Origin of the sequence: Mycobacterium lacus (genome assembly GCF_010731535.1) — a bacterium.
In the GTDB taxonomy this organism is placed as follows: Bacteria; Actinomycetota; Actinomycetes; order Mycobacteriales; family Mycobacteriaceae; genus Mycobacterium; species Mycobacterium lacus.
Genome location: NZ_AP022581.1, coordinates 2451477 through 2475219, shown reverse-complemented (window position 1 = coordinate 2475219; position 23743 = coordinate 2451477). Strand labels below are relative to the sequence as shown.

The 23743-nt window shown below is 67.7% G+C and carries 24 protein-coding genes; 7 read left to right on the top strand and 17 right to left on the bottom strand.

All coding sequences use genetic code 11. The annotated features are described in order from the left end of the window. Positions 1–37: 37 nt before the first annotated feature. The 10 genes from G6N24_RS11355 to G6N24_RS11310 all read right to left on the bottom strand — a co-directional run bounded on the left by G6N24_RS11355 (position 38) and on the right by G6N24_RS11310 (position 7587). On the bottom strand, positions 38–1189 hold the full coding sequence (locus tag G6N24_RS11355; protein ID WP_085162290.1) for a hypothetical protein: 1152 nt from the start codon (positions 1187–1189) through the stop codon (positions 38–40). Positions 1190–1346: 157 nt separating this feature from the next. After that, positions 1347–2525 (bottom strand): hypothetical protein, encoded by a 1179-nt coding sequence (locus tag G6N24_RS11350; protein ID WP_139822555.1) that lies wholly within the window; start codon positions 2523–2525, stop codon positions 1347–1349. A gap of 242 nt (positions 2526–2767) precedes the next feature. Continuing rightward, complete coding sequence (locus G6N24_RS11345; RefSeq protein ID WP_139822554.1) at positions 2768–3598, bottom strand: phage major capsid protein; 831 nt, start codon at positions 3596–3598, stop codon at positions 2768–2770. A 218-nt stretch (positions 3599–3816) separates the two neighbouring features. Then, complete coding sequence (locus tag G6N24_RS11340) at positions 3817–4398, bottom strand: hypothetical protein (protein WP_085162287.1); 582 nt, start codon at positions 4396–4398, stop codon at positions 3817–3819. After that, on the bottom strand, positions 4395–4616 hold the full coding sequence (locus G6N24_RS11335) for a hypothetical protein (RefSeq protein WP_085162286.1): 222 nt from the start codon (positions 4614–4616) through the stop codon (positions 4395–4397). The genes G6N24_RS11340 and G6N24_RS11335 overlap by 4 nt, the downstream gene beginning before the upstream one ends. Continuing rightward, complete coding sequence (locus G6N24_RS11330) at positions 4613–5107, bottom strand: hypothetical protein (RefSeq protein WP_085162285.1); 495 nt, start codon at positions 5105–5107, stop codon at positions 4613–4615. Before G6N24_RS11330 ends, G6N24_RS11335 begins: the two co-directional genes overlap by 4 nt. After that, positions 5104–5340 (bottom strand): hypothetical protein, encoded by a 237-nt coding sequence (locus G6N24_RS11325; protein WP_085162284.1) that lies wholly within the window; start codon positions 5338–5340, stop codon positions 5104–5106. Before G6N24_RS11325 ends, G6N24_RS11330 begins: the two co-directional genes overlap by 4 nt. Continuing rightward, positions 5337–5624 carry a hypothetical protein gene (locus G6N24_RS11320; protein ID WP_085162283.1) on the bottom strand — a complete coding sequence of 96 codons (288 nt, stop codon included), beginning with the start codon at positions 5622–5624 and terminating at the stop codon, positions 5337–5339. The genes G6N24_RS11325 and G6N24_RS11320 overlap by 4 nt, the downstream gene beginning before the upstream one ends. Positions 5625–5901: 277 nt before the next feature. After that, positions 5902–7152 (bottom strand): AAA family ATPase, encoded by a 1251-nt coding sequence (locus tag G6N24_RS11315; protein ID WP_232070759.1) that lies wholly within the window; start codon positions 7150–7152, stop codon positions 5902–5904. Positions 7153–7362: 210 nt separating this feature from the next. Next, positions 7363–7587, bottom strand: coding sequence for a hypothetical protein (locus G6N24_RS11310; RefSeq protein WP_085162281.1), 225 nt, complete (start codon positions 7585–7587; stop codon positions 7363–7365). A 698-nt stretch (positions 7588–8285) separates the two neighbouring features. Between G6N24_RS11310 and G6N24_RS11305 the strand changes: the two genes are divergently transcribed. After that, positions 8286–8621: a hypothetical protein gene (locus G6N24_RS11305; RefSeq protein WP_085162280.1), complete on the top strand. Its 336-nt coding sequence runs from the start codon at positions 8286–8288 to the stop codon at positions 8619–8621. Beyond that, positions 8618–9520, top strand: a complete 903-nt coding sequence (locus tag G6N24_RS11300; protein WP_085162279.1) for a hypothetical protein — start codon at positions 8618–8620, stop codon at positions 9518–9520. Before G6N24_RS11305 ends, G6N24_RS11300 begins: the two co-directional genes overlap by 4 nt. Before the next feature lie 15 nt (positions 9521–9535). Here G6N24_RS11300 and G6N24_RS11295 read toward each other — a convergent pair whose 3' ends face one another. Further along, positions 9536–11842, bottom strand: a complete 2307-nt coding sequence (locus G6N24_RS11295) for a molybdopterin guanine dinucleotide-containing S/N-oxide reductase (protein WP_085162278.1) — start codon at positions 11840–11842, stop codon at positions 9536–9538. 1263 nt (positions 11843–13105) lie between these two features. On the opposite strand from G6N24_RS11295, the gene G6N24_RS11290 reads away from it, so the two are divergent. The 3 genes from G6N24_RS11290 to G6N24_RS11280 are packed head-to-tail and all read left to right on the top strand — an operon-like array spanning position 13106 to position 15501. Next, the gene (locus G6N24_RS11290; RefSeq protein WP_085162305.1) at positions 13106–13540 is read left to right on the top strand and encodes an SRPBCC family protein; all 435 of its coding nucleotides are present in this window, start codon (positions 13106–13108) and stop codon (positions 13538–13540) included. Between the two features lie 9 nt (positions 13541–13549). Then, positions 13550–14338, top strand: coding sequence for an SDR family NAD(P)-dependent oxidoreductase (locus G6N24_RS11285; protein ID WP_085162277.1), 789 nt, complete (start codon positions 13550–13552; stop codon positions 14336–14338). After that, entirely contained in the window at positions 14335–15501 is a 1167-nt protein-coding gene (locus tag G6N24_RS11280; RefSeq protein ID WP_085162276.1) for an acyl-CoA dehydrogenase family protein, read from the top strand. Before G6N24_RS11285 ends, G6N24_RS11280 begins: the two co-directional genes overlap by 4 nt. Before the next feature lie 6 nt (positions 15502–15507). Here G6N24_RS11280 and G6N24_RS11275 read toward each other — a convergent pair whose 3' ends face one another. Together G6N24_RS11275 and G6N24_RS11270 are read right to left on the bottom strand one after the other, a co-directional pair. Next, positions 15508–16710, bottom strand: a complete 1203-nt coding sequence (locus tag G6N24_RS11275) for a MalY/PatB family protein (RefSeq protein WP_085162275.1) — start codon at positions 16708–16710, stop codon at positions 15508–15510. Next, a complete protein-coding gene (locus tag G6N24_RS11270) occupies positions 16707–17705 on the bottom strand; it encodes an alpha/beta fold hydrolase (RefSeq protein WP_085162304.1) in 999 nt (332 codons plus the stop codon). Before G6N24_RS11270 ends, G6N24_RS11275 begins: the two co-directional genes overlap by 4 nt. Positions 17706–17917: 212 nt before the next feature. Here G6N24_RS11270 and G6N24_RS11265 point away from each other — a divergent pair, with 212 nt between their 5' ends. Beyond that, a complete protein-coding gene (locus G6N24_RS11265; protein WP_232070758.1) occupies positions 17918–18931 on the top strand; it encodes a 5'-methylthioadenosine/S-adenosylhomocysteine nucleosidase family protein in 1014 nt (337 codons plus the stop codon). A gap of 29 nt (positions 18932–18960) precedes the next feature. On the opposite strand, the gene G6N24_RS11260 is transcribed toward G6N24_RS11265, so the two are convergent. Beyond that, positions 18961–19815: a sulfurtransferase gene (locus G6N24_RS11260; protein ID WP_085162274.1), complete on the bottom strand. Its 855-nt coding sequence runs from the start codon at positions 19813–19815 to the stop codon at positions 18961–18963. A 91-nt stretch (positions 19816–19906) separates the two neighbouring features. Between G6N24_RS11260 and G6N24_RS11255 the strand changes: the two genes are divergently transcribed. After that, positions 19907–20395, top strand: coding sequence for a hypothetical protein (locus G6N24_RS11255; protein WP_232070757.1), 489 nt, complete (start codon positions 19907–19909; stop codon positions 20393–20395). Positions 20396–20420: 25 nt separating this feature from the next. On the opposite strand, the gene G6N24_RS11250 is transcribed toward G6N24_RS11255, so the two are convergent. From G6N24_RS11250 to G6N24_RS11240, 3 genes are all read right to left on the bottom strand, one after another. Next, positions 20421–20882: a lipoprotein LpqH gene (locus G6N24_RS11250; protein ID WP_163745641.1), complete on the bottom strand. Its 462-nt coding sequence runs from the start codon at positions 20880–20882 to the stop codon at positions 20421–20423. 112 nt (positions 20883–20994) lie between these two features. Then, positions 20995–22587, bottom strand: a complete 1593-nt coding sequence (locus G6N24_RS11245; RefSeq protein ID WP_085162301.1) for a Na+/H+ antiporter — start codon at positions 22585–22587, stop codon at positions 20995–20997. 52 nt (positions 22588–22639) lie between these two features. Next, positions 22640–23710: a DUF5685 family protein gene (locus G6N24_RS11240; protein WP_085162272.1), complete on the bottom strand. Its 1071-nt coding sequence runs from the start codon at positions 23708–23710 to the stop codon at positions 22640–22642. Positions 23711–23743 lie beyond the last annotated feature (33 nt).

The following is a 23743-nucleotide window of genomic DNA, read 5'->3' as shown; positions in this document are numbered from 1 at the left end:
TTCCCTGGGGCACGTTGTCTCCCTGGGGCACGCACGGTCAGCGCGAGGAAGGCAGGAGGCTAGCGAGGGGATGCGCCGCTTCGATTATCTCCGTTGCGATTTCGAGCGCTGTCTGTGCTTGCTCAAAGGTTACTTCGTCCCAACCATGACCTTCCCTACTGCGCCCGTGAATTGCCGTGTTGCGCAGGTCGATCAAGTCGGGTCGCGTGCGCTCGGGCAGGAGGCCAGGCCGGAGCAACTTTAGGACCTCTTGTTTTGCGACGAGGTTGTTGAACCTGCCGAAGGCAGATCTCACCGCTGAATCGGTGACGTGCGTGTCATCGAGGTACTTGTCGATCAGCGTCGTCATCGCCAGCTCTGCGGCCGTTCCAGCATCGAGTACCGCCCGCCGGGCCTGACCTGCTCGCAAGAGTGAGCGCGCATCGCGAATGAACAGCCACGCGGCTGGAGGCGACTGGTTCCCGGCAGCTGTTACGCACGTTTGCAGATCGCTCAACCGCAGCTTGCTTTGTGGAATCCCCTGATTCGGCGGCGGGAAGTACCGCCATTGCACGCCCGCCCGCTGTCCACTCTGGTCACTCGTCCATGTGAACAGCGGGTAGGCCCGGGTAATGCCCCCTGGATTTCCGCCAAGACCCACGAAGTCTTGCCCCGTCAGAATGCCCACCCACGACGTGAACCGCGTCCACCAATCGTCAAGCTCGTTCAGGAAACCCTTGGCAGCAGCTTCGAACTCCCCCTCGCTATCAGACGACGCGGTGAGCGTCGTGTAGAAGCGGCAACGGTAAACAACAGCGGTGTCCCTCGCGGACTCCGGATACACAATTTTGGCCCGGCCGTCGTCAAGCACGCCACCCCAGACAGGGCTGATGTGTTCTTCTTCGGCGCGCTCGTTCTCGTGCGTTGGGCCGTAGGCCCATGCGGGCGGGATCAACTCCATGTTTCGTATGGGGGGCTCACCAAGTTGCCGCCGGACTTCTGGGGGAATGGGATCTGGTCTCGTATCGACCTGCGGTAAACCGATGGTGAGGTCATACCTTGCGGTGCGTGAGGTGAAGGCGCGACCCAAGCAATCTGTGCTCACATATAGCCCTGAGCCGCCGACGACGAAATGACCCTCCAGCGGCCACTCCTGCGTCACGCCACCGCCCGAGTCGTCGTCGTCTGCCATCCGTTCATCGTCTGCCATACGTTCATCCTCCCAGCGACCCCAGCCAAGGGAATCAGCACGGAAACACCCGCATTGAGCGCCCCCCTCCTTGAGGAACTGGGCCGGATATTGCACCCGCCCGGTGGCTGACGGCGAGCGAATTCTGCCTTGTTGACCCGGAGTCCGCCTAACGCTCTCAGGCTCGCTGGCTCCCTTTCGGCGAGAAGGGGTAGAACGCGCGCTTCGATGTGGAGAACACCCGCTGGTCCCGTTGCCGCGCCGGCAGATTGATGCGCGGGGTGTCGGCCGGGTGTTCTCCGGCCGGTAACTCCAAGCCTTTGGGCATGTGGTTCATGATGAAGTCGTGTTCGACGTCGCCGTGCGATCCGTCGTCGTTGAGCTTGGGCATTTCCATCGTGACCGTGTTGACGATGTTCAGCGAGTCCCGCAGCAGCCCGTAGATAGCCAGTTCGACGACGGAACGCCGGATATGCCGGATAGACCCGCTCTTCCCCGTGTACCGGCGGCGGGCCACATCCCACAGCGATTCGACAGCCCTCGCGACAAGTATCGACAAAGCGAGGTCGCTCGGCGTGGTCGCGCCCGTCATGCTGATGAACCACTCTCGGCCGCCGCCAGCGTCGCCCGGCCGACGGCGCCGGTGCATATACGCGAACATCGGCCCTTTGTGGCCAACCGCCCGGCGGCTGCGATCCCGTTCAACCGCAATCTCCGTTGCCTCGTCCAGCGCGATCGTGCTGAGACCGTGCTTGATCGAGTTGTAGAGGAACGACTGGGACAGCAGCCGGTGACCGCAGTGGCCGAGCAGGAGGTTGACTCCGTCGATCGCGTCCTCGAAGTCCTCGTCAGACATCGCGATGCAGGCGTCTCGCGGGCTGCTGCCGCCAAGGAACACCTCGGCGAGCTTGGACCGGTCAAATCCGTCCGAAAGCGACTTGGCCACCTTCTCTTTGAACTCCGCGAAGCTGACGAGCGACGCCATGCCCAACCAAGGACAGTCCGGGTAGTCGACGTGCGCGTAGAACAGCCGAAGGATCATCTCCGCGGCGTGGTGAAAGATCACCACAGCCTCCGTCCGGACGTACCTGCTTCTCATCTCGTTGTCGGGCGGTGTGGTGCCGCCGATTTGAATTCCCGCCACGATCCGGTCGGCGGCGTAGGCCGACGCCAGCTGCTGCTCGTTGCACAGCATCAACGACAAGACCTCGATTCGCATATGCAGGAACTCGCTGGGGCGCTCCTCGTAGAAGGAGAAGTTCAACTCCTGGAACTGTTGCCAGGCGAGCGGACGAGACGGTGACGCGTGCGACTTCGCGGGCCCGGACCTCTTAGTCTTTTGCTTCTTGTGAGCCACGCTCGGGAGCCTAGCTATGAACGCCGACAGGCAGCCCGGCGGAAAACCCCAGACTCCGGCGGTATGGGAGGACCAACGCCGACCGGGGGCCCCGCATGGGTGCCGGGGTCCTCCCGCCCTGGGGTGCCGGGTGGTTTGTCGGGACGGCGGGGCCGCGAACGTAGCCCCGCCGCCCGGCACCGAGGCGCCGCGCAACGTCAACCAAACGGAGGACGCGGCGCCCCGGCGTTTCGGTTGGCCTACTACACCGAGCCGTTGTCGAGCGGCACGCTGACCACTCGCTCGGGGCGGCTGACCTTCGCCCCGAACCTCCAGGTCAGGCGCGTCGCGATCGAGTCCTTGCCGAACAGGTAGTCCTGGCTCGTTGCCACCAAGACCTGGCCGATGACCGACAAGATTGCCCGCTTATCGAGCACCACCAGATTGCCCTGCGTCACGTCGCGGTCGATCAAGACCGGGACGTCGAGCAGCCGCCTCTGCGGCGCGACGGCCGGCGAGCCGTCGGTGCCCGCGCCGAGCAGGCTGGCGTTGGAGTCGGTGGCCAGCTTGAGCTTCGCCAGGGTGGCCCAGTCCAGGGGGTGGGCCAGTACGTGGGTGGCCACCCCGCCGTCCGCCTGAATGTTGGCGATCGCGTCGACCACCGGGTCCAGCGATGCGGCCGTGGCGATGTCGTCCGGCCAGACGGTGATCGTCTGGTTGAGGACGCCCGCGGGCGGCGTGGTCGCTGGCGACGGGTCGGCCTGCGACAGGAACGCACGGTTGGCCTTGCGCACCAACGCCTCCCGTGCCGCGTCGCTGATGAGCGAGGCGGCGTCGGGCTGGCCCCACTGCTCCCGGCTCACCGGGACGATGAGACCGATCTTGCCCGTGAAGATCTGGGTCTGGCTGTCGGGCACGTCGAGCTCGACGATGGCGTCCCCCTCGGGGACGAAGGGCACGTCGTCGGGATCGAACTCGACCCTGGGCACGAGCACCGAGGGCGCGTCGCCTTCCACGGCGCCGGCTTTCACGGACACCTGCAGGATGATGGCCTCGCTTACGACGTCCCTGGGCTCGACGCCCTTGACGTCCATGGCCAGCGCCTTGACGGCGTCCGGCGTTGAGAACGGAGCGGTCACTTGTGACTCACTTTCCGCGGCAGCGGCTTTCGGCCGCGCGGCCGCGAGACGCGTTGCCGCACAAGGCGACAACTTAACTGGGGTTTCTGTCTCGCGGGGCCACAGGCCTGGCCGCGGGCCCGCCGCTGGCGGGTTCCGTTCGTCAGTTTATCACATACCCCCCGGGGGTAGTCTCACTCGCCCAGCCCGAATGCCGCGTCCCAGTCGTCGCGGCCGGTGCGCTGGCGGTAGTCATCGGTGCGCCGCCCGGCTGCCGGGTTGGGCCGTGGCCGCCTGGTCAGCCCCGCCTCGGCCCTGGCGTGGTCGATCGCGCCAGCCAGGGAGTCGAGGTCCACCGCGCCGTCCACCACGTGGTCGGCGGGGTCGACCAGCGTCCGCAGGTAGGCCGTCTGCCCGGGGTTGCAGCCGGCGATCCGGACGGCCGCCGTGAACAGCGCGTCGTCACGGCCGGCCACCTGCCCGAGCGCCGCGTCGCGCTCCTCCTCGGTCGCCCGCAGCTTCGTCCTGTAACCGGCCGCCTCGGCGGCCAGCTTGGCCTTGTCGGACCCGGCCACGTCCTTCCAGTGGTCGCGTTCGGCCTCCAGCTCCTCGTAGGACGGCACCCCGCCGTCGTCGCCGTCGCCGTCGTCGCCCAGGGCGTCCGTGGCGTCCCCGGGGTCGTCCGGCGTGGCTTCCGCCGCGTCGTCGAGTTCCGGTGCGCCAGGGGCGGTTTGGGCGTCCCCGGGCGTGGTTGTGGTGTCGTCGGTCGTTGTCATTCCTGATCCTCCTTCATGTTGTCGCGCCCGGCGTGGTGCAGGGCGGCGCCGACCACGGCCGCCTCGGCGGCCGGGAGCCAGACCACCCACTTGCCGCTCATTTCGCCGTCCAGCAGCAGCCCGACCGCCGGGCGGCCCGCGCCGTCGGGGCGGATCTCGATGTCGAAGTGGCTCGGGCAGATGGGGATGGGCTCGTCGAACAGGTCGTCGTCGGTCACGGTTTCCTTCTCCTTTGGGCGCGGGCGTCGCGCCACGTTTGGTTGACCACCGGCACCGCGTTGCGGCGCTGGTGGCACGGGTGGCCGCAGGGCCTGACGTCCCAGTTGGCCGCCGCGTGGTGAATGCCGAGCCTTTGGCAGTCGGCGCACAGCACCCAGATCGCCTCGGCCCAGTCCCAACCGATGAGTTCGCGCTCGCCGTCGTATGCGTGCCACACCGGCTCGCCCATCAGCCCCGCGCACGCGTCGCCGAGGTAGCTCCTGACCGGCGGCAGCGGGCGACGGCCGGTCACCGCCAGGTCATGCACCCAGCCGGTGGCGCGGGCGTGACGCTCGAGGCCGGGTGTCGCCGCCGCGAGCGCGGATTCGCCCTCGGCGTCGGTGACGCGCACCAGTAGCGGGCGGCGGCCGTGGACCACCAGGTGGCCGCGGTTCCAGGTGACCGGCCACTGGGCGGCGGCGCAGAAGACGGTCCACGCCGCGGCGCTCACGTGGCCTCACGGTTGGGCGCGGGCGGCGCGCCGGGCGGCCTGGTGATCAGCCGCAGCGCCTTCTCGAACCGTTCGACCGCGGCCAGCACCGCGGCCTCGCGGTCACCCGCGGACCCGCGAACCATCGGGGCGGCGGCCACCTGGACGAAGACGTTGACGACGGTCTGCCCGTCCGGGGCGGTCCACGTCCAGGGCTTGACGACGATGCGGTCGGCGACGGCGGCGGCGGTCACGGGCGGCCCTCCCAGTCGGGCTGGCAGGCGCCGCGCTCCAGCGCGCGGATCATGTTGTTGGCGACCGCGCGGACCTTCATGACCGGAATCTGGACGAGGAACGGGCCTAGGTCCGTCTCGAGCAGCATCCCGAACTTGGCCATCGGGCGGCCGCCGACGTCCACCTGGCCGACCATGAACTCAACGGCCTCGAGCCTCAGCCGCACCGTGCCCTCGGGCAGGCCGCGGCCGCCGGGTGCGGGGCGGATCGTCGCCATTGCGGCCTCCAGTTTCGTCGTTGTCATGGGTGCTGTTCCTCTCCTCGTGGATGGCGGGCTGGTGGTCCTGGCGGGCGGGCGGCCGCGGGGCCGTGGTTCGGGCGTGCCGCGGACCAAGACCGCTGGCGATGTTTCAAGGTCCCGGCGGACCAGGCAGAATGCAAATACACATTCCGGGGTCTCTACTAGACCCCCGGAAGTGTGTGATTTGCCTTTTTCATGCCCGCCCGTGATTTGCGTGATTTGTCCGTGATTTCCTGACGTGCGGCGTTGTGCCGCACGTGATTTGGCGTGATTTTCCGCGTTAATCACAAGCAAATGCGTCGGCCTCCGCGTCCCCGTGATTTTCCGATGCGTGCTCCTGGACCGCCCACACGGCCGCGCCGCCACGCCCCTTGCGGCCCTCGCGGACCACCACGAACTCGCCCTCGTCAACCAGTTCGTCGATGGTCCGCCGTATTGCCTCGATCTCCGCCCGCGTCGGCTCGCGGCCGTGGACGGCGGCCGACAGCCGGTCGGCCGTGAACTCGTCGCCCAACGCCCTTGCGGCCTCGATCACGCGGTCGCCGGGGTGCGCGGCTCCGCCGCCGATGCGCCCGCCCGTGGGCGGCTCGACCCGCCACCGCGCGACGCCGTCCTCGCGGGGCGGGTCGAGCACGAACGTGCCCGCGAACTGGCAGCGGCCGACGCCGCGGCCGGGCGGGCAGCAGCGGCGGAGCTGGCCCGGCCGGTCCTTGGCCACCCACAGCTCGACCGCGCCGCCCCTGCCCGGCGTGAACTGCCGGACGGGGCGGACCTCGATGGATGAGCCGGAGATGACGGCCCGCTTGGCGTGGCTGCCGACCTCGCGGTCACTCGCCCCGTGCCCCGTGTGGTCCAGGAGGAGGACGCAGTGCCCGGCCCTGATGAGCGGGTCCGACACCAGGCGCACGATCTCCAGGTAGTCGTCGGTCTGGTTCGGGTTGCCGTCGAACAGTCCCACCATTTCGTTGACGGCGTCCATGACCGCCACGCCGCCGGTGCTGAACGAGGCGAAGTCCTCGACGCAGCCCTGCAGGTCCTCGGCGTCCGCGGGCTGGGCGTGCCACGCCAGGTCGGCGTCCGGGTGGAGGTAGTCGCGGTCCGCGCCCAGCATCGTCATCCTCTGGTAAAACGCGTCCGCCCCGTTGCGGTCCACGTCCAGGTACAGGAACGGGCGCAACCCCCGCTCCTCGGAGGTCGCCCCCTCGGCGCAGCCCGCGGTCGCGATCATGGTCTTGCCGGCCTCCGTGGGGCCGAACAAGCCGCAGATCGCGCCGGGGGCGCACGACTCGGTTTCGTCGACCGTGACGTCGTAGCGCCCCTGCCCGGTCTCGTCCATCACGTAGGTGCGCCTGTACGCCAGCCACGTGTTCGTGTCCCAGTCGTGACGGTGACGCCAGAACCCACCGGGGTCGGCGTCGAACCCGCCGCGGTAGAACAGGCCGACCCCGTCCCCCCGGCGCAGCACGTCCGGTTCCCGCGGTTCCGGGACGGCGGCGTCGGCGAGCATCGCGGTGAAGTCGGTGCGGTTCATGCCGTCGTTGTAGACACGCCTCCGGGCCTCAGCCTTCACGCGGGCGAGGTACCGCGCCCTCTCGCTCGGCGGCGTGATCGCGTTCGCCTTACCGTCCATCGGGGCGCACCCCGCTTACACTGTTGTCAGCACCGTGGGGGTGTTGCATTGGGGAGTCGGGCGTCTGGTCGCGCCCGGCTTTTCCGTTGTCTGGCATCGGTTTTCCTTCGGTCACGCGCCGCGCACCGGCCTCAGCAACTCGGCCAGCTGGTTGCGCTGCTCGGCGGTCAGCGCGGGCGCCTGGTCGACGCACCTCTTAATGTGGTCGGCCAGTCTCGCCACGCGCAGGTTCTGTTGCGCCTCAGCCAGTTCCGGGTCCTCGGGCGGGCGCTTCTGGGACAGCCCCGCGACTTTCGCGCGGAAGTGCGAGACACGGGGCGATGGTGGGGACGGCATCGAACGGCCCTCTCATGGAGACGAGGCCGGCAACCGTTCATCCACTACACCCGGCAGGCGCGGGCCCTCTTGACCCAACGCTGACGTTCAGTCTAAACGGGTCTAGCGGCAACGCCCGGAAGGCGCCCGAACGCACCTGACCAGCGGAAACAGCCCGGAAACGCTGAGTGTTCTTGGCGTAGTCGTTGCCATCATTTGCTGAAAACCTTCTGGGCAGGTTGGCGCGACGGGCAACTGCCCGACGGCATGGTGATCTGGACCGCACCCAACGGCCGCACCTACACCACCTACCCCGGCAGTCGCATCTTCTTGCCCGCCTGGCACACAACCACCGCCGAACTACCGCAAACCCCAGACCCCAATCGCCGCCGAGCACCGCGGCGTGATGATGCTACGCCGACAACGCACCCGAGCCGCCGACCTGGCACACCGCATCACATGCGAACGCGCCCTCAACGATGCGCACATCGCCGCACGCAACAAGCCACCGCCATTCTGAGGTCGAAACAGGTTACTGCGCAGGAGCTTTGGCGGTCGAATCCGTCGGCGAACGGTGAATGGCGTTGCGGCGGCAGAGTGGATGCTGCCGACCACGTCCGGCGAGGACGCCGCCTCAATCGGTCCGTGCCAACCGGCGGCGGCGGGCCTACGCTGGCCAATAGCATGCGGCATCGTCACCTCACCCAGGAGGAATTACCGTGCCAGACCCACAATCCCTGCAAGCCGATATTTCCGGAGTCGCGATCAACGGGGTACCCGAACCCTGGCGCCGGGTGCTCGCGCGCCATCCCCGCGACATCGGCGACATCGTCGACGACCCAGCCCGCGGCCCGTGGAACTCTACCCACAACGGACAGCCATACCAGGGCACCTACGACGCCTTCGAACAGCAGGTCACCGTTGCCGAACAGCTGGCGTGGGTGCACACGTTCAGCGACGGCATCACCCGCGACAGCGGGGACGTGCTCATCGAGCTGATGGAGTTCGCAATCCAGTGGCGCAAGGCCAACGGATTGCCCACAACGGCTAAATGACAACCACTTTCGGCGATATCGCCGCTCACATCTCCGGCGTAAGGCTGGTGCGGCACGCGGTGCTCACGTTCGCCGGTACGTGGGCCGCGCCCGGCACCGGCTACCCGTCCGACGTCGTCAGTGCGGCCAACCCCGACCTTGTCTTCGAGGTGCCGGTGCAGGCGCCCTGGACGTTCGGGCCGATACCACCCGGCGCGCCGAATGCACCGAGCTACGCCCAATCCGTGCAGATCGCCGTCGCCAACGCGACGGCGTGGATCAACGCCAACCCCAACCAGACGTTTGCGCTCGGCGGCTACAGCCAGGGTGCCGAGGCCGCATCGCGTGTGCTGGCGGCGATCATGACCGGCCCACTGCAATGGGCACGGCCGAACCTGATCGGCGGCTACACCTTCGGAAACCCGTGGCGGCTGACCGGGCACACGTTCCCGGGCGGACCCGACCCGGGCGGCCGCGGTATCGCCGCCACCAACCTCACCGCGGCACAGGTCCCTAAGGATGCGAACGGCGTTGACACCTGGTGGGACTTCGCCAATCCCGGTGACCTGTACACGACAACGCCGAACGACACCGCCGGCGCGGACATCACCGCGGTCTACAAGGCGGCTGTCCAGCTCGGCATCGACATCAACGCGATCGTGGCCCTCATCGCCGGGCTAACCGGTCAGGGAAGCCTGGCCCAGCAGGTCCTGGCCCTGGTCACGGATCCGATTGTGGGTGGCCCGGCGCTCGTCGAGGCGATCGACCTCGCGATTCGCTTCTATGCCACCACCCCGCCGACGTTGCCGCACCTTAGCTACCAGAGCGTTCCGGCGGTACCCGGACAAAGTTCGGTCGAGGTGGCCGTCGGGCATCTGAATCACATCGCCGGGGCGACCCTCGCGCGCACCGCGCTGTAGGCGCCGAGGTCGGTTCTAGCCCGAAAGCGGCGGCCGTTCGTGCGCGCGTAGCGGTGGCAGTTCGCCGGTGAACTTCTCGATCTGGACCAAGACGTGCTGGCCGGTGCTGCCGTGCGCCAACGACGACGTTCCGGCGTCGTTGGTCAGCGCGTTGGGATTGCCGTGCACACACATCGAATCCGGGTCGGTCGGATCGGCGGGGTCGAACCACGCTCCGGTCGACAGCTGCACCACGCGCGGCCGCAGATTGTCGTCGATCACCACACCGGCCAGGCAGGCGCCGCGGTCGTTGAACACCCGCACGATGTCGCCGTCACCAAGCCCGCGCGCCCCGGCGTCGTCCGGATGCATCCGGATCGGCTCTCGCCCAAGGATTTTCGAGGCCATGCTGGCGCCGCCGTGATCGAGCTGACTGTGCAGGCGCGTCCGCGGCTGGTTGGCGATCAGATGCAACGGGAACCGCCGCGCTCGGGGACCGCCGAGCCACTCGTTGGGTTCGTACCAGGTGGCATGCCCGGCGCAATCGGGCAACCCGAAGCCGTCGATCGTCTCGGAGAAAATCTCGATACGCCCGCTGGGCGTGCCCAACGGATAGGCGACCGGATCGGACCGGAAGTCGGCGAACATCGTCAGGCCCGTTCTCGTCGGCAACCGCAGCCGGCCGGCGCGCCAGAACTCGTCGAACGACGGCACCGGGAAATCCAGCTCCACCGACCACTTTTCGTACAAGTGTTGCAGCCACTCGCGAGCGCTACGGCCCTCGGTGAATTGCTCGCCGAATCCCAGCCGGTGGGCAAGCGCGGAAAAGGTGTCGTAATCGTCGCGGGCGTTGGCGTACCTGGGCACCAGCGTCTTCATCGCGAGCAACACGGGGTCGGTCCGGCTGCCCGCGAAATCGTCGCGCTCGAAGCTGGTGGTGGTGGGCACCACGATGTCGGCGTGCTTGGCCATCGCGGTCCAGAACTGTTCGTGCACCACGACCGTGTCGACCCGAGAAAGCGCGCGACGCAGCCGGGGCAGGTTCTGGTGGTGGTGGAACGGGTTTCCACCGGCCCAGTAGACGCACTTGATGTCGGGCAGGTCGAGCAGCTTGCCGTCGTAGGCCAGCTGCCCGCCGGGCCGCAGCAGCAGCTCGCTGATCGCCGCCACCGGGATGAACTTCCGCACCGGGTTGGCTCCCTGCGGCAGGCCCGGCAGCTTGCATGCCAGCGGCGGGTTGCCGACACCGTTGGAGCCGTAGCCATGACCGTAGCCCCCGCCGGGAAGCCCGATCTGGCCCAGCATCGCGGCCAACGTCGCACCCATCCACACGCTCTGCTCGCCATGCTCGATTCGCTGCAGCGACAGGCTGGTGGTAATCAGGGTCCGGCCGGCGGCCATCCGGCGGGCCAGAGCCCGCAGCTCGTCGACGTCCAGTCCGGACAACGCCGCGGCCCACTCGGGCGTCTTGGGTAGCCCGTCATCGTCGCCGAGCAGGTAGCGCTCGAAGCGTTCGTATCCGGTGCAATAAGTGTCGAGGAACGCCCGATCGGCGAGCGACTCGGTGGCCAGCACGTACGCCAGGGCCAGCATGATCGCCACATCGGTGCCGGGCACCGGCGCGAGCCAGCGGCACCGATCGTCGAGCGGGCCGGCGATCGCGGTGATGTCGTCGCGCAGCGGACTGATCGACACCAACCGCCCGCCGCGCGCCCGGTACTGGCCGACGTAGTCGCGGTCGGGATGGCAGGTGGCCCCACCGGGCATGACCGCGGTGTTCTTCAACGGCAATCCCCCGAACACCACCAACAGGTCGGTGTGGTCGACGATGACATCCCAGGTGGTGGTGTCGGCCCAGGCGTCGAACAGGCCCGCGCCGAAGATATGGGGGAAGATCACCTCGGATGCGCCGGCGCTGTAGCTGTGCCGCGACGCGGTGTATCCGCCGAGCATGTTGAGGAAACGATGCACCTGGCTTTGCGCGTGGTGAAACCGGCCGGCGCTGGCCCAGCCGTAGGAGCTGCCGTAAATCGCCTCGTTGCCATGGCGGTCGACCACGCGGCGCAGCTCGGCGGCCAGCCGCTCGATCAACTCGTCCCAGCCGACCTCCACGAACTCGTCGGCGCCGCGCATTGAACTGGGGCCCGGGCCGCTGCGCAACCATCCGCGCCGCACCGCGGGATTGGCCACGCGGCTGCGATGCCGAACCGCTCCCGGAAGATTCTGTAGCTGCGGAGCCGGGTTGGTGTCACCGCGCAGCGCACTCACCGCCACGATGTCGCCGTCTTGCACCCGCGCGGTGAACGCGCCCCAGTGCGTTGCCGACGTCAAGCGTTCCGTCATTCACGGCAGTCTAGGAGGGGGACCTGGCAGAATCCTGGGATGGCTGATCGGGAGCCCGACGACGACCTGATCGAGGCCGAGGATGGTGAATCCACTCGCGCGAGGCGCGTCGCGGGCTGGCAACGGGCGCTGCGGTGGCTGGCGTGGCTGACTCTTGTGGGCCTGGCGATCGCCAATTCTGACCGCGATTCCTTCGGTCCGGTCGAGCTGTTGGCGCTCGCGGCGGCGATCGGCGTCAGCGTCTGGTGCCTGGCCAGGCCGCTGGGTGGGCCGAAGGTGAGTTTGGACGACGTCGCCGACGTGCGCGGCTCGTTTGTGTCGAGAACGAACTGGGGTCTGGCGTTGTTCGGCGTGGCCCTCACGGTTGGAGGGGTCGGCGCCATCGGCGCGATCGCCTACGACCTTTGCACCGGTCGCGCGACCGTCCGCGACGTGTTCAGCGACATGGGGACCTTCGTTGTGGGCTGGACGTACGAAGTGGTAACCGGCTGGTCTCACGACGCGCACCTGGAAGAAACCCACGCCTATGGGCTGTTCGTGCTGGTCGTGCCCGGTTTGCTGGTGATCTGGTGGAATCTCGTTCCGGTCCTCAAGCGGGGACGCGAGTTTCGGGCCGAGCCGGACGGCTCGATTTCGGTCCGGGGCGCGCGCGGGTGGTTTCAGGTGCTCGAATGCGAGTATTCGGATGTCACCGCCGACGGAACGACGATCCGGTTCACCCCCGCAGGTGCCGGCACACCGGCCATCGTGCTTCCCCAGGCCCGGGTGTTCTCCCGGGAGAGCGGTGCCCGGCTGGGGCGTGACGTGAGCGCGGCATTTTTCAACAACGGCTCGCCGGCCGGGGTTTCACCGTCGATGCGATCGACCCCAAACGCGGTCGCTTCCATGGCCATGCGGTTACCTGAGTCGTGCGAGCCAGATGGCGTGCATACCGCACGTGGGATCTTCCACGACGTGCGTCGCCACGTCGAATCCGTTGTCGTGCAGCAGTGCACGATATTCGGCGCTGTCGCGCCTCGCGTGGTAGCGGGTTCGCCCCGGTGTGGGGTGGGTGAAAGAAGCTGTCCCAGGCCACGATACGGAGGGATCATCCGGAAGCAGCGCCAGAAACCGGTCCAGCCAAGCCTTTTCAATCAGACGATCGCCACGACCACGGGACCACGCGGCGGCGTGGGTTTGGGCCCGCAGTGCTCGCCGGCGGTGATGAGTGGGTGGCGTCTAGCATGTGCGGGAGGACACGGCCAATGCCAGGCAGGAGATCTCATGGTCGAGATTCACGTGGAGAAGACGATCGCCGCGGCTGTGGAACGGGTCTTCGACTGGCTGGCCGACCCGGCCAGTTTGGCCGCAGCTCCGTTGGTACTGAGGGCCGGCTGGACGAAGGACTCGCCGGGGACCGGCGTGGGCGCGGTGCGGGAGGTGACCGGGGTCGGAACCTGGTTTCGCGAAGAGATCACCGCCTACGACCGGCCGCACAGCTACTCGTACCTGATTGTCCGCTCGTTCCCGGCGTTCACTCACGAGGGCGGCACACTGACGTTCGCCGAGTCCGGTGACGGCACCCACGTCGACTGGCTGACCCGCTACACCCATCCGGTTCACGCGGGAGGCAAGCTGATGGCAGCGGTCAGCCGTCCGCTACTGCGCTCGAGCTTTCGTGCCGTCCTCGCCGCCTGCGCGAAGGCAGTCGAAAGCTAGCGGCGGCCCATGGTCACCCCTGATCGGGCCCGCTCGCGCACCTTCGTCGTGACCGGAGCGGCGTCGGGCATCGGCCTGGCCACCGCCCGGCGCCTGCTCGACGAGGGCGGCACCGTCGTCGGCGCCGACCTGGCGAGCCCGCCGGAGCTTGGTCCGCGATTCGGTTTCGTGACGGCCGACGTGACCGACGAAGCCGCGGTCGCCGCGGTGTTCGATGCCGTGCCCGACCGCCTCGACGGGGTCGTCCATTCCGCCGGTGTTGCCGGCGGCGGCCCGGTCCATCTGCTCCCGCGGACCGAATGGGAGCGGGTGATCGGGATCAACCTCACCGGCACCTTCCTGGTGGCCAAGGCCGCGCTGGCCAGGATGATCGAGCAACCCCGGGTCGACGGCGAGCGTGGTTCGATCGTGACCCTTGCCAGCATCGAGGGCCTCGAAGGCACGGCGGGTGGCAGCTCCTACAACGCCGCCAAGGGTGGTGTTGTGCTGTTGACCAAGAACATTGCGCTGGACTACGGGCCGAGCGGCATCCGCGCTAACGCGATCTGTCCGGGCTTCATCGAAACGCCGATGAGCGACAGCGTCTTTCGCATGCCAAGCATGGAGGCTCCGCGGGCCTCGATCACCAAGGAGCATGCCCTGCAACGGCTGGGCAAGCCCGAGGAGGTCGCGGCCATGGCGGCCTTCCTGGTCTCTCCCGACGCCTCCTTCGTCACCGGTCAGGCCATCTCCGTCGACGGCGGCTATACGGCCGGTCGGGATCACGGGGTGGTTGCGCTCTTCGGATTCCCGAAATGAGCGGCTTGGTCGTTGAGTTGGCCCGCGGGATGCGGGAGCTGGTGGCCGCCGAGGCGGCCGAATCCGAGCGGATACGCACGCTTACCGGCACGATTGTCGACGAAATGTGGGCCACCGGGCTGATGTCGGCGTTGAGTCCCGTCGAAGCCGGGGGTGTGGAACCGTCGCTTGCCGCGATGATCGAGACATGGATCGAAATGGCTTGGCAGGACGGGTCTTTCGGGTGGATCGGGATCGCGAACCTGCCGTCGAGGTTCGCGGCGGCGACATATCTCCCCGACGAAGGCTTTGCCGAGGTATTCACCGCCCACGACAACCGGGTCACCATGGGCGGCCAGTTTTTCCCCAACGGACAAGGGAACGCTGTCGAAGGCGGCTACCGGTTGAGCGGATCGTGGAGTTTCGGCTCGGGCGTCGGTCACTCGCAATACATCGCCGCCGGGTTTTTCCCGATGGACCATGGCGAGATGCGCTGGATCGGCGAAGGCATCCCCGACATGCAGGTGGCCGTGGTTCCGCGAGCGGACATCTCGTTCAACGACGGCTGGTATGTGCAGGGGCTCAAGGGAACTGGATCCTACGACTACAGCGCCCGGGATGTGTTCGTGCCGCTGCGCCGGACGTTTCCACTATTTACCCGCGAGCCGTACCGGGGTAGCTCGCCGGCCACCCGCATGGGGCTGATGCCCGTCACCGCCGCCGGTCACGCGTCATGGGCACTTGGGGTCGCCAAGAGCATGCTCGACGACGTCGCGGAGCTGGCCGCAACCAAGTATCGGATGAGTGACATGGCGGCGTTGGCCAGTCGCCCGACCTTCCAGAAGGGACTCGCCCACCACGTCGCGGCCTGGCGGGCCGCGCGCCTGTTGGTCCTCGACGCCTTCACCACAGCCGAGTCCGCCGTCGCCTCAGGTGCAGACCTGACGCCAACCCTGCGCGCGGACATGCGCGCGGCCGCCGTCTTCGCCACCGATACCGCCAGAGGTTGCGCGGAATGGGCTCACCTCGTCGCTGGGACCAGCTCGATCCGGGAGGGCAGCCGCCTGGAACGCGCGTTTCGCGACATGTACACCGGAACCCAGCACGCATTCATCAGCGAGAAGGTTGCCATCGACGTGGCGCAGGTCTGGCTCGGCATCATCGAGGACCAGGTCGGGCTCTGAGTCGCGCTACGGCGGGTGCGCGCGCAGTGCCCGACCCATCCGTGACACGGCCGCAGCCAGGATGGCTTGGGAGGTCGCGAAGTTCATGCGGACGTGCCCGGATCCGCCGGTTCCGAACACATGGCCCGAGCTGAGCGCGACCCGGGCGTGATCGAGAAACCAGCGGGCGGGCCCGGACAGATCGGACACCACCGCAAGGCCATTCGTGACGGGATCGTCGAGGCCGAGTTCTCGACAATCCAGCCACGCAAGATAGGTGCCCTGCGGCCGCAGCAACCGCACCCCGGGAAGGTGTTCGGCGACCAGGTCGCCCAGCAACGTTCGATTCGCGTCCAGACCCCCCAGCAGCGCATCCAGCCAGTCGCCGCCGGTCCGGAACGCTTCGGTGTGCGAAATGACACCAACGTGACTGGGGCCGTGACCGACCTCCTCGGGCATCCGGCGAAGGTCGGCGGCCGCCTCCGGACCGGCAATGGCCAGCGCTGCTTTCAGTCCGCAAAGGTTCCACGCCTTCGAGGCCGACATCACGGCCAACGCGTTCTCCGCGCCGGGCACGCTCAGGTACGGGGTGAAACGCGCCCCGGACAGGACCAGCGGGGCGTGAATCTCGTCCGACACCACCCGGACCCCGAACCGGCGGGCACGCTCGGCGACCTCGCTCAGTTCTTCGGCGGTGTGCACCGCTCCCGTCGGGTTGTGCGGATTGCATAACAGGTACGCAACGTTCCCGCCGGAGTTGCGGGCACGGGCGAACGCGTGCTCCAACGCGTCGAAATCGATTCGGCCGTCGGGGCCCAGCGGGGCTTCGATCACTCGGCGGCCGTCATGGGACACGAAAGCGTAGAACGGGGCGTACACCGGCGAGTTGACGATGACGGCGTCACCGCGATCGGTGACCAGACGCAGCATCTCAACGACGCCGAGCATCACGTCGGGAACGATCGCCGTGCGGCCAACCTCCAGGTCGTGCCATTCCCAGCGCCGCGAGGCGAATTCACTGACCGCCTCGGCGTACGCGGTTCCGTAGGGATAGCCGGTGTCGCCGTCGTCGACCGCCCGGTGGACGGCGTCGGCTACCGTCGGCGCAAGCGGCACATCCATCTCCGCGACCCACAACGGCAAGACATCGGCGGGGTGCGCACGCCACTTCATGCTCGTGCGGCGACGCAGCCGCTCCAGCGTGAGTTCCTCGAGCGGGTTCGGCATCATGGTCGAGAGGTTGCGCTTTGATCCACGAGGACCGCGCCCTCGGGCTGGTCGGCAAGCGTCTGCAGCGAAATGTCCCCACCTTCGGCGGTGAGGCGAACGATCTGGGCCAACTGGCCGGGCGCGTCACATTGCACGTAGTGATCCGCGCCGGGCACCACCCAGTAGCGGCTCCGGCCGGGCATGTCCCTCAGATACGCCTGCCAGACATGGTTGGCGACGCGCAAGGGCGCGACGTTGTCGTGCAGGCCCCACACCAGCGTGGCGTTGACGGGGAGCTTGGAAAGCGCCTCGAGCCAACTGGTTTCACCCGCGGCGCGTTCATTGAGGTACTGAATGGTGTCCGGCAACACGCGGGTGCCGTCGTTGTGGGCGAAGCATTTGGCCAACGCGGCGATTTCCGGGTCTTCTAATGTGCGCCGCGGCATGAAGGTGCTCGCTCCCAGACCGGCCGCCAGCAGTTCCGGTGTGGTCACCGCCGCGGTCGCCCGGCCCGTCGCGGGGTCGAGCAGCGCGGTTTGGAACACCGTGAGGTTGGCCAGCGGAAGGTAGATGTTGGCATTGGTCACGATGACGTCGACAGGCAGTGCCGGTGGGTCTCCGGCGGCCAGCATGCCCAGCGCGATCATGCCGACGCTGCTGCCGCGGTCATGGGTGAGCATCCGGTATTCGGTCAGCTTCCATACCTGCGTGATCGCGTGGACGAGCAGACGCGCGTCGTCGTACAACGAATACACGTGAGGCGCCGCTGGCTTGTCGGACAATCCGTAGCCCGGGAAGTCCAACACAAAGATGTCGAATTCGGAGTTCAGTTCGCACGCCAACGCGAAGAAGTCGATGCTCGACGTCGGGAAGCCGTGTACGCACACCAGCGCGGGTTTGCCCGCCGTGCCGCAGCGTCGGCTGAAGACCGTGACTTCCTTCCCGTCGTTGCCGGTGGTGGTCGACCGCCAGTGCAATTCCGTTCCGCCGCTTTGCCATTCCGCGAAGATGTCCAAGGGGGTCCTTTCGGAGGTCGTGGCGCCGGATTGCAATCGGATAACGCGAAGAAATCGCTAACCAAAAAGATCGATAACGACTCTCCACCTGCTCGTCGTGTCGCGCGAAAATCAACGCCAAACAATATCAGCCAAGCACTATCAGCCACGCCCATCCGAGAGCGAATTCTGGCAGCCATGACCGACGAGACGAGGCCAGAGACGGGAGGATCGTGCTCAATCGGTTCCGGGCCGCCCTGGTCGTGCTGGTTGCCTTGTGCGTGGGTGGTGGCGTGGCCGTCGCCGACCCGGGGGATATCGTGAAGATGGCCGGCGCGGTTCCCTGCGAGAAGCGCACGCTGGTGCTGTCGGCCTTCCCGGCCGAAGCGGACGCCGTGCTGGCCCGCACCACCCTCGACCCGCATCCGGTCGTGGTTCTCGGCTATCGGCACTTCTACCTCGGCTCGATCGCGGGCAAGAAGGTGGTCGTTGCGATGACCGGCATCGGCCTGGTGAACGCGACCAAGACCACCCGTGTCGCGTTGAAGCGCTTCACCTGTGGGTCCAGCGTCGCGGTTGGGGCAGTGGTGTTTTCGGGAGTCGCTGGTGGTGCCGGGCGCACCCGCATTGGAGATGTCGCGGTACCAGCCCGGTGGACCCTCGACGACGGTGTGACATTTCGTCCTGTCGATCCCGGTATGCTGGCCGCCGCGCAGACCCTCTCCGTCAGCTTGAGCGGCGTCAACAACCTTGGCAATCCCATTTGTCTGTGCCGCCGTGTCCCCGCCATCAGACTGAGCGATCTGGGGCGCCAGCCCCAGCTGTTCGTCGGCGGCGATGGTTCCAGCAGTGACAACAACAACGGCCAGGCATTGCCATGCATCCCCAACGGCGGCGACGTTTTCGGCTGCCAGCCCTGCAGCGCACCCGATCGCTCAATTCTCTACACCGGCAACTTCTTCCAGGCACTCGGGCCGTTCATTACCCGTGGGCTGCTCAGCAACCTGAATATCAATACCGCACAGAACCCGGCCTTCGACGCGGTGGACGAGGAGACGGCGGCGGCGCAGGCGGTCGCGGACGCGCACGGCATCCCGTTCCTCGGCATCCGCGGAATGTCGGACGGGCCCGGCGAGCCGCTGCACCTGCCGGGCTTCCCGATCTCGTTCTTCTTCTACAAGCAACTCGCGGCGGACAACGCCGCCCGGGTCACCAAGGCCTTCCTGCAGAACTGGGTTGGGCCATGAGGGCATGCGGAAAGGTTTGGGATCTCGGGCTATTCGGAACCGCGGCCAACCGGGCGGCTCGGATCCGCGCTCCATTCCGACCATGACCCCGGGAACAACGCGGCCTCCCGGCCCGCGGCGGCGAGCGCCGCGATTGTGACCGTCGCGGTGACGCCCGAGCCGCAGTAGGCGCCTACGCGGTCGCCGGGAGAGACGCCGCGATCGGACAACAGTTCGCACAGCGCGTCTTGGCCGAGAAACGTTCCGTCGCCCGCCAAAACAGCCGTGCTGGGAAGGCTTTTGGCGCCGGGGATGTGACCGGCAACCGGGTCGACGGGCTCGACGTCACCGCGGAAGCGTTCGGGCGTGCGCGCGTCGAGCAGCGTCACGCTTCCGGCGCCGGACTCTTGTGCCGTCAACGTGGGCCGGCCTCCGGCATACAAATCACCATGCGGCACAGTCACATTGCCGAGCTGTGGGCTGACCGGGCCGGTCTGCAGGCCTTCGCCGGCGGACCGCCACGCCGACAGGCCGCCGTCCAGAATGCGCACGTTCGGCAGCCCCGCCGCGGTCAGCACCCACCACGCTCGCGCGGAACCGGCTCGATTCCAGTCGTCGTAAACCACGACCAGCGTGTCCTGGCGGATGCCCCATCGGCGCGCGGCGGCTTCGACGCTGCGCCCGGACGGCAGCGGGTGACGGCCCCGGCCGGCGAGCGTGTGGTCGCTGAGCTCCTCCTCTAGGGACACATAGACCGCGCCCGGTAGGTGGCCCCGCAGGTAGGCCGCGTGCCCATCGGGCTCGTCGAGCCGCCAACGCACATCAAGTATGGACACCGGATCGCCGGCCCGGATGAGCCCGGCCAGCTCTGCGGCGGTGATCAGCACGTGCGAGCGCGCATCCACCGGGGTTCACCTCCTTGTTGTTTGCAACGAGCCTAACTGTCGGCGCGACGGGCGATAATTTCTGTACACGGACGAGTTAGGCGGATCAATCGTGACGCGGCTTTGCAACGTACGGGTCTTCACCGCGGCGTTAGCGGGGTCGGCCGTCGGCGTCGCCCTGGGTCTGGTGACGGCGATCCCGGCTCGAGCGGCACCCAACACGAAATGCACGCTGGCGACTCCAGTTCAGGAAGTCCAGAGCGTGTCCCAACTACCGCCGGAGCTACTCAAGCTTCTTTCGCCCATCGCCGATGTCGGCGCGCCCTTCAACGCGACCGATTCGGTCAGCGACCCAACGTTGCCGTTTCGGCGCATGATTCGTGCCGGTGATCGCGGAAGCGACTGGTTCGTCTGGTATGAACACGGCGGCATCGGCCATTTCTGGCAGGCGGTCGTCGTGCGCGTCGTCCCGGGCGGTGAGACCAAGGTGTTGGCGAATGCGGGAACCATCTCCGACGCGCTGTGCAGCCTCACCGACGGCGTGTTTGCCGGCCAGGTTCCTCCCTACCCGCAGGGAACGTGGGCCGCGTCTGGTTTATAGCAGGCATGGCTACGTAATCGGTTGCTCACGAGCAGGTTACGTCGATCTCGAACGGTAGATCGCGCATTCCCCCCTGACCCGGTGCCAAGGCCTTGCCGGTCCCGGTCACCGTGTAGCTGTTGCCCTGTCTGCTTGCTTGGACCTGGTTGGGCGACTGAACCGCTTGATACGGCATCTGGTAAGTGGCGCTTGCCGCGTTGAGCGAAATCGCAAAGCCATTGACGCCTGGCGGCGTCGCATCCGACAGGGACAGCGACACCGATGCCGTGTCGTCGTGGGCGCTGATGCGCGTGGTCTGACTCCCCGACTCGGCCGGCGTCGCACTCGGTTGCGTTGGCGTGGTGCGGCAGTCGACCTCCCCGGAAATCGTATGGCTGTGCCCGTCCACCATGACGGTTGCGTTTGTGGGAGTCGGACTCGAGCTTGGGGCAGAAGCCGGCTCGCCGCCCTTCGTGGAGCAGGCCTGCGCGATTGTCCCTACCAACATGAGCCCGGCAGCGCCGAGCAGGATTGGCAAACGTCGGTCGGGATTCATCGTCGCGGTCCTCTGTTACCAGGCCACGATAGACCTCAGTCAGGCCTCCCAAATGACTCAGCCCTTAGTCGACGTCGGCCGGGCCGAGCAGTCGCACCTCTTCGAGGTCCATCGTGGCCTGCAACTCGCGCAGGACGATGTCGTCAATGCGGTTTTGGTCGCGCAGCTCGGTGATGGCCCGGCGCTTGTGCTCGAGCACACCCAGACGGACCCGCCGAGCCAGATCGCCGCGCTCGGCCAGATCGCTATTCGCCGAGGGGTCGCCGGTTGCCTCGGCGATCGCGGCGTGTTCTTCGTACTCCTTTGTCAGACGCTTCACCAGCTCCGGGCCCGCACCGAGCTCATCGGCGACCACCGGCAACGCGTCGAGGGCTGCTTGGGCGCCGCGAGTGCGGGCCAGTTGCAATTCGTCGGCGTGGGCAACGTCTTCGGGCATGCGGGCCCAGCGCACGACGAGGGGCAGCGTGCTTCCTTGGACGAGGACGGTCACCAGGATCACGCCCGATACGACGAAGATGATCAGGCTGCGGTCGGGGAACGGGGCGCCGCCGTGCGCGGTCAGCGGGACGGCCAGTGCCGCCGCCAGCGAAACCGCGCCACGGAATCCCGCCCAGCTGGTCACGCAGCGCTGACGCCAACCGACCTGACGGGCCTGCCGCCGCATGCCTTTGTCGACGGCACGACCCACGACGGTGGTGAGTTCGACGCAGGCAAATCGGGTCACGATGATGACCCCGGCAACCGCCAGCGCCAGCCAGACGGCGTGGCGAAGTCCGCCGCCTACGCCGGCGATACCGCGAAGGGCCCCGGGGATTTGGACTCCGACGAACACCCAGAGCGAGCCGTTGATGAGGAAGGTCGAAATGTCCCAGAAGGCAAATGACTGCAGGCGCGAACGAGCCCGAATCACCCGTGGGCTGACGTAAGTGATCACCAGGGCGGACACCAGGACGGCGACGACACCGCTGCACTCAAACGTTTGGGCGAGCAAGAACGCCGCGAAGGGTGTCAGCAGGCTGAGTGCACCCTCCTCGAGCGGCGCGTCGATGCGGCGGCGCAGTAGGGTCACCAGCCCGCCGACTATCAGGCCGGCGGCGATACCGCCCAGGTAGGATTCGACGAAGCGGCTGGTCAGCGCGACCGGGCCGACTGCGGCGCCGCCGACGGCGACGGAGACCGTCACGCCGAACAGCACCAGCGCGGTTCCGTCGTTGATGATGCTCTCGGCGCGCAGCACGGTCAGGGCCCGGCGGGGCAACTTTTTCGCCAGGCCGGCCACGGCGGCGGCGTCGGTGGGGGAGAGCACGGCGCCCAGGACCGCCGCGGCGTGTGACTCCATGCCCATCGCCCGCGCTGTCCAGGACACCGCCACCGCGGTGGCGATGACCAGACCGATGCTGGTCATCGCGATGACGCGCAGGTTCGCGCGGATCTCGCGAAAGCTGGTGTTCAAGCTCTCCCAATAGAGGAGCGCCGGCAGGAACAGCAGCAGCACGAGTTCCCCGTCGATGTGGACACCGCCGAAGCGAGGGATCAGACCCAGCAGCGCGCCGAGGAGGATGAGCAGGACCGGGGGACCCACGCGATAGCGCCGGCCCAGGATCGTCCCAACGACCACGGTGGTGACCAGCGCAACGATGACGACAAGCGCAAACACCAGCCCATCCTCGCGCATGACCTCTGGGATGGTCGTCGCGGTCGCGCGGAAGTTACGAGCAGTCGCAGCAGTCGTCGCAGCAGCAGTCGCAGCAGTCGCCGCAGTCGCAGCAGCCGTCGCACCAGCTCGAGCCGCGGCCCGCTTTGGGGGTGGCCTCGGGCGCCACCTCGCTCACGCCATCGGGGACGGGGTAGCCGGCGCCGAGCGGTGGGTTGCCGAAGCTGATCCCTTCCTGTTCGCCATGCGGGGTTCCGCTCCGCGGGGTGTAACCGGCCGCGCCGAAAGTGCGGGCGATCGCGCGGCGCACCTCGCGGGTCAACAGCCGCAGGGCAAGGCGTCCATCGGTGAAGTCCACTTCGGCCAGGGCCAGTTCGATGCCCAGCACCGCGTCGTCGCACAGAACGCGCACCTCGTCGACGGATATTCCGGTGGCGACCAAGGGATTCCACTTTCCCCGCGCCACGTCCTGGTGGTAGTCCGCGACCGCGTCGAGCAGGTGGGCCACCCGTCCGAACAATTGCCCGACCTCGCGCAGGGGTGCTTCGTTGGCCGGGCGGCCGGCCAGCACGGCGGTGTGCGCGAATGCCGCGGCGACCGCCGTCTCGGTGGGCTCGGTCACCCGCAGCACCGGGCTGCCGGGACCGGTCGTCGCCTCGATCTCGGCATGGCGGTCGATCGCGGCCACCAGAACATTCGCGTCGAATCCCAGGCTGTGACCGGTTTCGGTGCTCTGGCGTAGCCACCGTTCGGCAACCCGGCGGGCGGCGGGCCGCACCCCGAACGCACCGACCATGCCGTCGTGATCGTCGATGTGATCGCGTACCCGGGCCGCGGCCAGCGCCAGCGACACCACCGCGGCCAGCCGCACACAGTCACCCGTGGCCACGTCGGCGCGGCTCATCCTGCGCAACGGACACCGCCCGGCCGTGCGGCGCGTTGGTTGCGCGTCCGACTGCGCTTCGACCAGCAGGGAAACCACTAACCCGTCGTAGTTGGTGGCGATCCGCGCGACCTGGCCGTGGTCGTCGCGCAACGCCAAGCATAGACCGCACAACTGGGCCCGCCAGGCTTGTGCAAGCTCGCGGCCGAGCCGATGGCGGCAGGGCCGGATGATGCCAAACATGCACCGAAAGTTACCGGACCAGCCCGAGCGTGC

Excerpts from the sequence above, each read along its gene's own strand:
- G6N24_RS11355 (WP_085162290.1), bottom strand. The coding sequence starts at position 1,189 with ATGGCAGACGATGAACGGATGGCAGACGACGACGACTCGGGCGGTGGC.
- G6N24_RS11345 (WP_139822554.1), bottom strand. The coding sequence starts at position 3,598 with ATGGACGTCAAGGGCGTCGAGCCCAGGGACGTCGTAAGCGAGGCCATC.
- G6N24_RS11340 (WP_085162287.1), bottom strand. The coding sequence starts at position 4,398 with ATGACAACGACCGACGACACCACAACCACGCCCGGGGACGCCCAAACC.
- G6N24_RS11320 (WP_085162283.1), bottom strand. The coding sequence starts at position 5,624 with ATGACAACGACGAAACTGGAGGCCGCAATGGCGACGATCCGCCCCGCA.
- G6N24_RS11315 (WP_232070759.1), bottom strand. The coding sequence starts at position 7,152 with ATGAACCGCACCGACTTCACCGCGATGCTCGCCGACGCCGCCGTCCCG.
- G6N24_RS11310 (WP_085162281.1), bottom strand. The coding sequence starts at position 7,587 with ATGCCGTCCCCACCATCGCCCCGTGTCTCGCACTTCCGCGCGAAAGTC.
- G6N24_RS11300 (WP_085162279.1), top strand. The coding sequence starts at position 8,618 with ATGACAACCACTTTCGGCGATATCGCCGCTCACATCTCCGGCGTAAGG.
- G6N24_RS11295 (WP_085162278.1), bottom strand. The coding sequence starts at position 11,842 with ATGACGGAACGCTTGACGTCGGCAACGCACTGGGGCGCGTTCACCGCG.
- G6N24_RS11290 (WP_085162305.1), top strand. The coding sequence starts at position 13,106 with ATGGTCGAGATTCACGTGGAGAAGACGATCGCCGCGGCTGTGGAACGG.
- G6N24_RS11285 (WP_085162277.1), top strand. The coding sequence starts at position 13,550 with ATGGTCACCCCTGATCGGGCCCGCTCGCGCACCTTCGTCGTGACCGGA.
- G6N24_RS11280 (WP_085162276.1), top strand. The coding sequence starts at position 14,335 with ATGAGCGGCTTGGTCGTTGAGTTGGCCCGCGGGATGCGGGAGCTGGTG.
- G6N24_RS11275 (WP_085162275.1), bottom strand. The coding sequence starts at position 16,710 with ATGATGCCGAACCCGCTCGAGGAACTCACGCTGGAGCGGCTGCGTCGC.
- G6N24_RS11250 (WP_163745641.1), bottom strand. The coding sequence starts at position 20,882 with ATGTTGGTAGGGACAATCGCGCAGGCCTGCTCCACGAAGGGCGGCGAG.
- G6N24_RS11240 (WP_085162272.1), bottom strand. The coding sequence starts at position 23,710 with ATGTTTGGCATCATCCGGCCCTGCCGCCATCGGCTCGGCCGCGAGCTT.